A 12,118-nucleotide genomic window follows, 5' to 3' on the forward strand; every position below is an offset into this window, starting at 1 on the left:
TGTACTTAAAAGTAAGAACAGAAGGTGATTAACATCGCATAAGGCGAAAAGCGAACTGGCTTTATATAACCTGAAACTTCCTCTAAAACGTCATCATTCCCACCTAAATTAGATATAAAAATGTCCCTTTAGAATGTAGTAAAATAGGTATCACATGAATAATCTATCAATGAGAGCAAAATTTATAGCGCTTGTAAGTTCCATCATTATCGTGTTCTTAGTGGCATTGAGCGTAATGAAGTCGAAAAGTACTGACTTGGTAGACAGCTTCGACCGCTTTTATAGTGAAAGCCACGCCACTTCATTAAATTTGGAGCTCATTAAAGAAGCTCAAGTAAGCATTATGGTTAATGTAAGAGGTTTACAAGTTGCCTATCTACTGTCTTTAGATAAACAAACCCCACCCTACTTAGAAGCCATTTCGGAAGGTTACAACAAGACCCCTGGATTATTTTCAAACTTGAACGAAGGCTTTAATGGCGATACGAGTGTCTTGAAAAAACTGCAGGACTTGACCGAAGATTTTAAATACAAGACACAAAATTTTGTCAAAGCGATGCAAAATTCGGATAACCACAAAGCGCCATTTCCAGTGTTTTCTGCTTTTATCACGTCTTACAAGACGCTGATGGCGTATTTTTCTGATTTGACTGAACAAAACCACTTAGAGGTTTTAAAAGCCAAGCAGGAAACTGAAACGCTTGTATCTGAAATAGAATTTAATTTCTGGGGCGCAATTCTCATTGCCTTAAGTGTTTCGTTAACACTGGGCTACATTATTTCAAATAATATTGTGAATGGAATCCGCAATGTTCGAAGCGCCGCACAAAGTATGGCTGAAGGGCATTTGAATAAGCCTATCGCAGTCTCGGGCAACGATGAAATTTCAGATTTGGGCAACGCGATCAATGTGACAACTCAAAATCTACGTACTGTGATCAACAACGTATTGAGTTCAGTTAATACTGTTAACGAAAACAGCCAAGGTGTACTTAAGGCCAACAACGATGTTGCGGAGTGCTCACTGGAAATTATGGAGAACACTGAACAGGTTGTTGTTGCTCTTGATCAGATGTCAGCCAATAACCACACCATTTCTGACAATACACAGCAGTCTGCGGTAGCCGCCAATGAAATTCGCAAAGTGGCACAAACCAGTCTATCAGCCGCACAAAACACGCTAAACGCCATTAATGATTTAGTTGCTGCTTTAAAAGAAACCAACGGCGTTGTCAGTGAACTTCGTAATGAAACTAATAATATTGAGACGATTCTTGGTGTCATACGAGGAATTGCAGAGCAGACGAATCTGCTTGCATTAAATGCCGCAATTGAAGCAGCACGAGCAGGTGAAAGTGGGCGAGGTTTCGCAGTCGTCGCTGACGAGGTAAGAGGCTTGGCTCAACGTTCCCAAGACAGCGTTAATGAAATAGAAGCACTGCTACTGAAGCTAAACGACGCCAGCAATCGAGCGGTTAGCCAAATGGACAGTAGCCTAGTGCTCGTTGAGTCCTCTCACGATCAAGTCGCACAAGGCAATGAACTAACGAGCAATATACTGGAGCGAATTGAAGGCATTTCTGATCAAACTCAGCAGATTGCGTCCTCCGCAGCGGAACAGATTTCTGTGTCAGAAAACATCAATAGAAAAATGCACTCTGTTCGCGATCTAACGCAGCACAATGCAGAAATCGCAAAAAGCTCAGGTGTAGACATGGCCGAAAGCAGTGTCGATGTACAGCAGCAGCTTAGCTTCTTTAAGCTCTAATCGTTGCGCTATCCATACTCGTATTCACACCTAAAGTAGTTAATAACAAGTGAAGGTGTGAATACGACTTCTGATTTCAGTTATACCTTTCTCTTTCTCCTTAACGCCCGATTTACCTGAATTGGGCTCTATTTACTGGTCATTAGGCTCCAAAACGCCTCGACCATCGGGTTCTTTAGGCTCTTGTTAAGAGTGAATAAGCCAATGTCGTACGGAGCGAGCTCTGGCTGAACATCCCACACTTGCACACGCTCTTTTAAGGGGCTGTTGTCCAGTACGATGCTGGGCACAACTCCTACACCAAACCCCAAACTCACCATACTAACGATGGCCTCATTACCGGCAACCTGCGCATAAATAGTCGGGGAGATGTCTTGTTTACGAAACCATTGATCAATACTGTTTCTTGATACACCCGCTTCCGAGAGGATCATCGGAACTTTGCTCCATTGATCGGCTGTCTCAGGCGGCTGGGCCGGAACACTGGGCAAATGCTGTTCCACAGGCGCAATGAAAACGAGTGGCGATATCGTGATGGGCTTGAAGGCCAAGTTGCGCGCGACGGAAGTAGGGTGTGCAGCAATGGTAATGTCTTCTTTACCGTCTAAAATTCGGGCAATGGCTTCATCTGGGTCGCCGGTGTGAAGCTTAATTTCAATGCCCGGATGCACTTGTCGAAACTGATTTAGCAGTTCAAACAAAAAGCTGTAACTGGCCGTTACCGAGCAGTATATACTGATCTCTCCATACAACTGATCAGAATTGTCCGTCAACTCATGACGAATCAAACGCCACTGACTACTGGCATCACGCGCATAACGAAGAAATTTTTTCCCCTCTTGCGTCAATGCCACCGTACGATTGTCACGGGTAAATAACGCAACTCCGACCTCTTCTTCAAGCTGACGAATATTACGAGACAAGGCTGAGATACTGATATTACATTCATCACTAGCTCGGCCAAAATGCAGACTTTCGGCCAACGCGAGGAAATGTTTGATGGCTTTAATGTTCAATTTAGCTCACGCCTTAAGAGATTGTTGAAAGCACCATCATACAGTCATGTTGCAAAAAATGGGATACTGTATTGCAAATATATCAATTTACGAAAAGGTATGGATCCATTACAGTAGCCTCCATCGGTTACCAACCTATTTTCTCCTTGGTAACACTACTTTCATATTCGTGTGTCTTGATCACGGATATCAACACAATAACTTAGGAAAGGCTTATCATGGCTAACTATTTCAATACTTTGCCGCTTCGCGAGCAATTAGAACAACTAGGCAAATGTCGTTTCATGGACAGCTCTGAATTTGCTGACGGCGTAGACGCGCTTAAAGGCAAAAAAATGGTTGTTATCGGTTGTGGCGCACAAGGCCTTAACCAAGGTTTGAACCTACGTGATTCTGGTCTAGACGTGTCTTATGCATTGCGCCCTGAAGCGATCGCTCAAAAACGTCAGTCATGGAAAAACGCCACTGAAAACGGTTTTGTTGTTGGTACATATGAAGACCTAATTCCAACCGCAGACGTTGTATTGAACCTAACGCCTGATAAGCAACACACTCCAGTTGTGAAAGCCGTTATGCCTCTTATGAAAGAAGGCGCTTGCCTATCTTACTCTCACGGTTTCAACATCGTGGAAGAAGGTATGCAAATCCGTGAAGACCTTACCGTAATCATGGTGGCTCCTAAATGCCCAGGTTCTGAAGTACGTGCTGAATACGTTCGTGGTTTCGGTGTACCAACGCTGATCGCTGTACACGAAGACAACGACCCTAAAGGTGAAGGTCTTGCTCTAGCTAAAGCATACGCTGTAGGTACTGGCGGTCACAAAGCAGGCGTTCTAATGTCTTCTTTCATCGCAGAAGTGAAATCTGACCTTATGGGTGAGCAAACTATCCTTTGTGGTATGTTGCAAACTGGCTCTATCCTTTGCTTCGACAAAATGGTTGAAGAAGGCATCGACGCAGGTTATGCCTCTAAGTTGATCCAATACGGTTGGGAAACGGTTACAGAAGCCTTGAAATACGGCGGCGTGACTAACATGCTAGATCGTCTTTCTAACCCAGCTAAGATCAAAGCATTCGATCTTTCTGAAGAGCTTAAAGTGATCATGCGCCCTCTATACAACAAGCACCAAGATGACATCATCAACGGTACTTTCTCTCGCGTTATGATGGAAGATTGGGCGAACGATGATAAGAACCTTCTAGGCTGGCGCGCAGAAACGGCTGAGACCAACTTCGAGAAAACACCAGCGGGTGACGTTGAAATTTCTGAGCAAGAATTCTTCGATAACGGCATCTTGATGGTTGCTATGGTGAAAGCCGGTGTTGAACTAGCATTCGAAACTATGACGGCAGCCGGTATCATCGCTGAATCGGCATACTACGAATCTCTACACGAAACACCACTGATCGCGAACACAATCGCTCGTAAGAAACTTTACGAAATGAACGCGACAATCTCTGACACGGCAGAATACGGTTGCTACCTATACAACCACGCTTGCCTACCTTTGCTAGGTGACTTCATGAAAGACATCAAGACTGACGTAATCGGTAAAGGTCTAGATCTTGAAGATACTGGTGTAGACAACGCTCGTCTAATCGAAGTAAATGAAGCGCTACGTAGCCATCCAGTAGAAGCCATCGGTGGTATTTTACGTGGTCACATGGCGGACATGAAAAAAATCGTATAAGTCGATTGTTGCGATCATAACATCGCATATTAACGACACATAACGTCAAAAAGCCGAGATTATTTATAGAAATACATCTCGGCTTTTTTGTATGTACTTTAACTCATTTAATTTTTGGAAGGCGAATATGGACTCCAACATTCATTTAAACCAGCTCACCGTCGACTTTAATGAAGACTTTGAACTGAATGACATTCATTGGACCATACAAGCCAACCAACATTGGGTCATTACTGGATCGAATGGCTCAGGCAAGTCAGCGCTGGCTGCGATACTCGCAGGTATTGGGGACATTAAACATGGCGCCATAACAGGTCTACCCAAACGCCCAGCTATCGTGTCTTTTGAGACCCAAGCCGAACTCATTGCGCGTGAATTAAAAAAAGACGATGCCGACATCATGGATGTGATTTCAGAAGGGACACCGGTTCATGAAATCCTCTTTGAAAACTGCCGAGATGTCGATTTAGCAAACGATTTGATTGAAAAGTTCGGTCTTAGAGAATTACAAGAGCGCGCTTTTCGTAAGTTGTCTACCGGTGAGACACGCAAGGTCATGTTGATTCGCGCTCTTTGCAGCCAACCCGACCTACTGATTTTAGACGAACCATTTGATGGTCTAGACGCCAACACACTAAGCATGCTGCAAAATCATCTCTCATCCATCATTAACACCACACCAATGGTGTTGGTATTAAATCGTTTTGATGAAATGCCTGACTTCATCACCCATGTGGCCTACATGGAAAAGTCTCACAACGATGGCCATATCGACTCTGGTCGTCTGGCATTAACCATTGATAAAGAAGACAAGACTGCTTTCGAAGAACTCGCTCAACTGTTCCATTTAAAGACCACCAAGCTAACCATCCCAGACATTGACGCGGCGAACCAACTGCCAGAGCTTGATTCAGACCAACCGCTTGTCAGACTCACAGACATCACCATCAAATACGATGACACGGTTATTGTCGATAAGCTCAATTGGACGATTGAGAAAGGCCAGCATTGGCAACTTAGCGGCCCAAATGGCAGTGGCAAAACTGGCGTGCTATCACTGATTACCGGTGATCACCCTCAATGTTATGTGAATGATATTTTCGTCTTCGGTTTCCAACGAGGTAACGGCGAAAGCATCTGGCAGATTAAACAATTCATTGGTTACGTCTCGACATCACTACAATGGGAATACCGTGTCAGCACCAGTTGTCGAAATGTCATTATTTCTGGGCTTCACGACAGCATCGGCATGTATACAAAAGCCAGCGATGGCCAAAAGAAAATTGCCGACACCTGGTTGTCTCTACTCGGCATGAGTGATCGAGCGGATCAGCCTTTTAACAAGTTATCCTACGGCGACCAACGTTTGTTACTTATTGCCCGCGCCATGGTCAAACATCCACCACTATTGATTCTTGATGAACCCTGCCTTGGTCTGGACGACATGAACCGTCAATTGGTATTAGCCTTGATCGAAAAAATCTGCGCTGGTTCAGAAACCACCGTACTGTACGTCAATCATCACGCGGAAGATAAAATCAAAGGCATAGAGAATTATTTGGCATTAAAGAAACACAGCTAACCTTGCCTTATAAAACAAAAAAGCCAACTCATTGAGTTGGCTTTTTCAATCAAGGAAGAGGTTTAAGGAAGGTAAATCCCCACATTGGTATACCCTTTCCCTAACAAGTAAGACGCATGAATTCGGCTCATTACGCCTTTGCCACAATAGAATAAGTGGGTAGTATCCGCAGGCATGTCAGCCCATCCCGACTCCAGTGCAAAGAAAGGAATGGCTTTAACTGGACGACCACTGACCTTTAACGGTTTTCTTTCTGCCTCATCAGGATGTCGAATGTCTATGATAACTTCATCGCCTACCGGCATACGTACCACTGGCACTTCACCTTGGTACTGTTTCTCAACATCGTCCATCACATTTTGAATCGACATCACTCTAGCGTCTTCAACCGCCTTTTCTAGCACTGCGAAATCAAATTTGCCTTCTTCTCGTTCAATGCGATGCATCTTGGCTCGCGTGGTCGGCTTGACAGAAATTACACCACAAAACTCCGGCATACTGGCTGCAAAAGGAGCTGTCCCTATCTCAATCGCTTTATTTATGATTTCTTGTTTATTAGACGTGATAAGAGGACGAATAACCAATTCATCCGTTACTTGATCAATGACTTTTAAATTAATCAAGGTTTGACTGGAAACCTGCGCGACACTTTCACCCGTTACCAAGGCTTTGGCCCCAACGCCTTCCATGACTTCTGACGCCGCTCTTAGCATCATACGTTTCAGTACCACACCCATTTCGGAATTATCGACCTTAGTCAGAATCTCACCAACAACCGCTTCGAAAGGAATGGTAATGAACTTAACATTCAATGAGGATCCGTATTTTTCCCAAATGTAATTCGACACTTGCTTCACACCAATTTCATGGGCATCACCGCCAAGATTAAAAAAGCAAAAATGCGTTTTCAATCCGCGACTCATTGTAAGATATGAACTCACGGTTGAATCAAAGCCACCAGAGATGAGTGATAAAACAGAATCCTGCGACCCTAATGGATAACCACCGAGACCTTCCACTCGTTGCTCAATGATCCAGACACGGTCATCGCGAATATCAATTGGGACTAACACATCTGGATTTTTTAAGCGCACACCCAATGCACCACTTTTGGCCTTTAGACATCCGCCAATATAACGCTCAGCTTCAACAGAAGAGAAATCATGCTTACCAACACGCTTGACCCTCACCGCAAACACCGCATCTTTTAAATCCGCTTCATAGGAGGATAAAGCTTCATCGACTATGTTATCCAAAGTCGTGAGCGGAAACTCTCTGACAAATTGGAAGTGAGCAATACCAGCGACTCGAGAAAGCGCATCGGTGAAATCCTCACGTAACTCATCGCGATTAGACAATACTTCGATGAAATCCCAGTTTCCCGCGACCACCACCTCCGAGTCATATTTCTTTAACACCAACTTGAGATTATGTCTTAACTGTTTGATAAAGGCTTTTCTGACAGGACGACTTTTGATGGTGATTTCAGGGAAGAACTTAACGATAAATTTCATAGAGCTTGCGGGTAAAATACCAAGTGGTTAAAAAGAAAGCGCATTATAAAGAAAAGGACAGGGATACGAAAACTTTATATTTGCACCAAAAAGAATCACGACATCAATTATTGCACCAACACAGTTCATTATGCATATATTATGCTATTTGAGTGGTCATTAATCTGTGCACAAAAAATAACCTATCGTTTTATCTATATGTTTTTTATGGTTTTTTTTATTCGCACAAACTTCTGGCACAGCTTGTGCTTTATATTGGGGAAATCGTGCTTTGCATTGAAGCACTATCAAACGAAAAGCTATTTTGCTTTAACAACGACTGGAGAATAACTATGTCAGACAAGACCCTTGCCTTGATTGCCGAGCATGACGCGAAGTGGGTTGACCTTCGTTTTACTGATTTTAAAGGTAAAGAACAGCACGTTTCGATTCCGGCTGTTACTGTTGATGAAGAGTTCTTTGAAAATGGTCAGATGTTTGATGGTTCTTCCATCGCTGGCTGGAAAGGCATTAACGAATCAGACATGATCATGATGCCACAAGATGACACGGCAATTATTGACCCTTTCACTGAAGAGCCTACGGTTATTGTTCGTTGTAACATCATCGAACCTTCTACTATGCAAGGTTATGACCGCGATCCACGTTCTGTTGCATTGCGCGCTGAAGAGTTCCTAAAATCAACAGGTCTTGGCGACACGGCTTTCTTTGGTCCAGAACCAGAATTCTTCGTATTTGACGACGTTCGCTGGAAAGCTGACATGTCTGGTTGTTCTGTAGAAATCAATGCAGAAGAAGCCGCTTGGGCATCTAACTCTAAAATCGAAGGCGGTAACATGGGTCACCGTCCTACCGTGAAAGGCGGTTACTTCCCAGTACCTCCTGTAGATTCTCATCACGACCTACGTTCTGCAATGTGTGGCGCGATGGAAACAATGGGACTAGAAATAGAAGTTCATCACCATGAAGTAGCGACGGCTGGTCAAAACGAAATCGGTGTTAAATTTAACACTATGGTTAAGAAAGCCGATGAAGTACAAGTACTTAAGTACTGCGTACACAATGTTGCTCACGCTTACGGCAAGACAGCGACTTTCATGCCTAAACCAATCGTTGGCGACAACGGTTCTGGTATGCACGTTCACCAATCTTTCTGGAAAGATGGCGTTAACCAGTTCGCTGGTGACCAATACGCTGGTCTATCTGAAACAGCGCTTTACTACATTGGCGGTATCATTAAGCACGCTAAAGCATTGAATGCGTTTACCAACGCTTCAACTAACTCTTACAAGCGTCTTGTTCCTGGTTTTGAAGCGCCTGTTATGTTGGCTTACTCTGCACGTAACCGCTCTGCTTCTATCCGTATTCCATACGTTGCAAGCCCTAAAGGCAAGCGTATTGAAGCTCGTTTCCCTGATCCAACCGCTAACCCATACCTAGCTTTCGCGGCTATGTTGATGGCTGGCCTTGACGGCATCAAAAACAAAATCCACCCAGGCGATGCGGCTGATAAAGATCTTTACGACCTTCCAGCAGAAGAAGCATTGGCTATCCCACAAGTGGCTGGCAGCTTAGAAGAAGCGCTTAAGTGTCTAGACGAAGGTCGTGAGTTCTTAACTCAAGGCGGCGTATTCTCTGATGACATGATCGATGCTTACATCGAACTGAAAACCGAAGAAGCATTGCGCGTTTCTATGACAACTCACCCTGTAGAATTCGATCTTTACTACAGCGTATAATCCGTCATAATTTCTAATTTAAAAGCCCCGACACAGATCGGGGCTTTTTTTTGCACTAGAAAATTTACCCCTCACTAAATGCACTACAATAGTGCAGACATGCCATACATAAAAAATAAAAGACTTGATAAATAAGCGGTTTTGGATTGCCCAATGTTGGTTCGTTTTTTGCAGTTAGATTAATGTCAGAGAAGAGGCGATTAGTGTGCACAGTTTATTAATAGATCATTTATCCACTGCGGTAGTTGAATTAAACCACAAGTTAGAGATTGAGTACCTTAATCCAGCCGCCGAAATGTTATTAGCGGTCAGTCGTCGTCGCATCTATGGAAATGACTTAAGCGCGGCATTTCGCGAAGGCGAAGAAAGCATTGAAGCCTTGATGTCAGCCATTGAGTCAGGCCATCCCTTCACCAAACGTGAAGCCGAAATTGAATGCAGCAATGGGAAGAAGTTGTTTTGTGACTATACCGTTACCCCGGTTATGGGCTCTTCTAACTTTACCGAAAGCCTCATTATTGAACTCTACCCAAGAGACAGAATGAAACGCATCTCCAAAGAAGATGAAATCATTGCCAACCATGAGACCAGTAAAGAATTAGTTCGGGGACTGGCCCATGAAATCAAAAACCCGCTGGGCGGCATTCGTGGTGCCGCGCAATTAATCAGCCGAGCTTTTACTGACGAAGCTCTAAAAGATTATACTCAAGTAATCATTGAAGAGTCAGACCGGTTAAGAGATTTGGTCGACCGCCTACTGGGGCCAAGACAATTACCAAAAAACAAACCGCTTAATATTCACAAAGTGATTGAGCGCGTTAGACAACTTATTTCCGTGGAAACGGACAATCAAATTAAGCTCATTCGAGATTATGACCCGAGCATTCCAGACCTTGTTGGCGACGAATCTCAGTTAATACAAGCGTTATTGAACATTACTCGAAATGCCATGCAAGCCTTAATGGCCGATGACAACAATCAAAACAGAACCATTCAAATTGTGACTCGCACCTTACGCCAATTCACCATCGGCTCAAAGCGTCACCGTTTAGTCTGCAAACTCAGCATCATTGATAACGGTCCAGGCATTCCAGAAAATATTTTAAATACCTTATTTTACCCTATGGTCAGTGGCCGTGCAGACGGCACAGGTCTGGGACTTTCAATTGCCCAATCGGTTATCCATCAACATCAGGGCATTGTGGAATGCAACAGCGAACCTCAACACACAGAATTCAATATATTAATACCCATTGAGACGACAGTCCAAGAGCAGGAGAAACACTTATGACAACTGAAGAAACCGTATGGATTGTTGATGATGACCGCTCCATTCGCTGGGTTTTAGAAAAAACATTAGAACAAGAAGGCATTCAATGCCGTCTATTTGACTCAGCTGAAAACCTAGTACACATGATTGATAAAGAGCAGCCTAATGCCATCATCAGTGACATTCGTATGCCAGGGATGGACGGGTTAAAACTGCTTGAAAAACTACAGAGCGACTACCCTTATTTGCCCGTGATTATCATGACGGCACATTCAGATTTAGAAAGCGCCGTGGCATCGTATCAAGGTGGTGCATTTGAATATTTGCCTAAACCTTTTGACGTTGAAGAAGCGGTTAGCCTAGTAAAACGTGCCATGCTTCACCATAAAAATGCCATGCCCAGCACAGAGGACATGGAAGAAGAAGTCGAACAACAGGTCGACAAAGAGATCATTGGTGAAGCGCCTGCAATGCAGGAAGTCTTTCGTGCGATTGGCCGTTTAGCGAATTCCAACATTACCGTTCTAATTAATGGTGAATCTGGTACAGGTAAAGAATTGGTTGCCCAAGCACTGCATACTCACAGTCCAAGAGCCGCCAATCCTTTTATTGCCTTGAACATGGCGGCGATCCCGCATGACCTAATCGAATCAGAGTTGTTTGGCCATGAGAAAGGTGCCTTTACCGGAGCCAATACTCAGCGACGCGGTCGCTTTGAACAAGCCAATGGCGGTACCTTATTTCTGGACGAGATAGGCGACATGCCTGCGGAGACTCAGACACGATTGTTGCGGGTTTTAGCCGACGGTGAATTTTATCGAGTCGGTGGACACACGCCAGTAAAAGTGGACGTGCGCATCATAGCAGCAACTCACCAAGACCTAGAAACCTTGGTTCAAAAAGGGTCATTCCGAGAAGACTTATTCCATCGTTTAAATGTTATTCGTGTCCACCTGCCTAAACTGGCAGAACGTCGTGAAGACATTCCAAAACTGGCACGCCATTTCCTTAGTCGGGCCGCTGAAGAGTTATCGGTTGAGCCTAAACAACTAACAAAGGAAACTGAAAACTACCTTACTCAGCTAGACTGGCCAGGAAATGTTCGCCAGCTTGAAAACACCTGTCGCTGGTTAATTGTTATGGCATCTGGCCGTGAAGTGCTAGTGGAAGATTTACCGCCAGAATTATTAACAGCCGTTCCAAATGAGCAACCCTTCTCCTCTTGGGAAGAAGCATTGAAGAACTGGGTAGACAGTACTTTGGCTACGGGACAAAAAGGCATACTGGATCAAGCCGTGCCTAAATTTGAGCGTATTATGATTGAAACGGCGCTTGCCCACACAGGTGGTCGCCGCCGTGACGCTTCATTATTGCTTGGCTGGGGCCGTAATACCCTGACTCGAAAAATCAAAGAACTCAATATTGACCACGCCGAACAAGATGACGAGTAATACTCTCTAAATCCTCGAACAAAGCCAGTCATATCAAGGTGACTGGCTTCTTCTTATCTTCAAGCCAATTTAAACTTGCTTTTCAGA

8 protein-coding genes are annotated in these 12,118 nt (G+C 44.1%); 6 read left to right on the forward strand and 2 right to left on the reverse strand.

Annotated features, from left to right (window positions below; translation table 11 throughout):
* The first annotated feature begins 154 nt into the window (after window positions 1-154).
* On the forward strand, window positions 155-1,768 hold the full coding sequence (locus tag MAR181_RS15070; RefSeq protein ID WP_013797461.1) for a methyl-accepting chemotaxis protein: 1,614 nt from the start codon (window positions 155-157) through the stop codon (window positions 1,766-1,768).
* A gap of 128 nt (window positions 1,769-1,896) precedes the next feature.
* Here MAR181_RS15070 and ilvY read toward each other — a convergent pair whose 3' ends face one another.
* Window positions 1,897-2,784, reverse strand: a complete 888-nt coding sequence (ilvY, locus tag MAR181_RS15075; RefSeq protein WP_013797462.1) for an HTH-type transcriptional activator IlvY — start codon at window positions 2,782-2,784, stop codon at window positions 1,897-1,899.
* A 218-nt stretch (window positions 2,785-3,002) separates the two neighbouring features.
* Between ilvY and ilvC the strand changes: the two genes are divergently transcribed.
* Both ilvC and modF read left to right on the forward strand, forming a co-directional pair.
* Window positions 3,003-4,475 carry a ketol-acid reductoisomerase gene (gene ilvC, locus MAR181_RS15080; protein ID WP_013797463.1) on the forward strand — a complete coding sequence of 491 codons (1,473 nt, stop codon included), beginning with the start codon at window positions 3,003-3,005 and terminating at the stop codon, window positions 4,473-4,475.
* 127 nt (window positions 4,476-4,602) lie between these two features.
* Window positions 4,603-6,057, forward strand: coding sequence for a molybdate ABC transporter ATP-binding protein ModF (modF, locus tag MAR181_RS15085; RefSeq protein ID WP_013797464.1), 1,455 nt, complete (start codon window positions 4,603-4,605; stop codon window positions 6,055-6,057).
* A gap of 62 nt (window positions 6,058-6,119) precedes the next feature.
* On the opposite strand, the gene thiI is transcribed toward modF, so the two are convergent.
* A complete protein-coding gene (thiI, locus tag MAR181_RS15090; protein ID WP_013797465.1) occupies window positions 6,120-7,571 on the reverse strand; it encodes a tRNA uracil 4-sulfurtransferase ThiI in 1,452 nt (483 codons plus the stop codon).
* Between the two features lie 332 nt (window positions 7,572-7,903).
* Here thiI and glnA point away from each other — a divergent pair, with 332 nt between their 5' ends.
* The 3 genes from glnA to ntrC all read left to right on the forward strand — a co-directional run bounded on the left by glnA (window position 7,904) and on the right by ntrC (window position 12,031).
* The gene (gene glnA / locus MAR181_RS15095) at window positions 7,904-9,310 is read left to right on the forward strand and encodes a glutamate--ammonia ligase (RefSeq protein ID WP_013797466.1); all 1,407 of its coding nucleotides are present in this window, start codon (window positions 7,904-7,906) and stop codon (window positions 9,308-9,310) included.
* A 205-nt stretch (window positions 9,311-9,515) separates the two neighbouring features.
* Complete coding sequence (glnL, locus tag MAR181_RS15100; protein WP_013797467.1) at window positions 9,516-10,601, forward strand: nitrogen regulation protein NR(II); 1,086 nt, start codon at window positions 9,516-9,518, stop codon at window positions 10,599-10,601.
* A complete protein-coding gene (gene ntrC / locus MAR181_RS15105) occupies window positions 10,598-12,031 on the forward strand; it encodes a nitrogen regulation protein NR(I) (RefSeq protein ID WP_013797468.1) in 1,434 nt (477 codons plus the stop codon). Before glnL ends, ntrC begins: the two co-directional genes overlap by 4 nt.
* Window positions 12,032-12,118: the final 87 nt, after the last annotated feature.

The sequence above is a fragment of the Marinomonas posidonica IVIA-Po-181 genome, assembly GCF_000214215.1.
GTDB lineage: Bacteria > Pseudomonadota > Gammaproteobacteria > Pseudomonadales > Marinomonadaceae > Marinomonas > Marinomonas posidonica.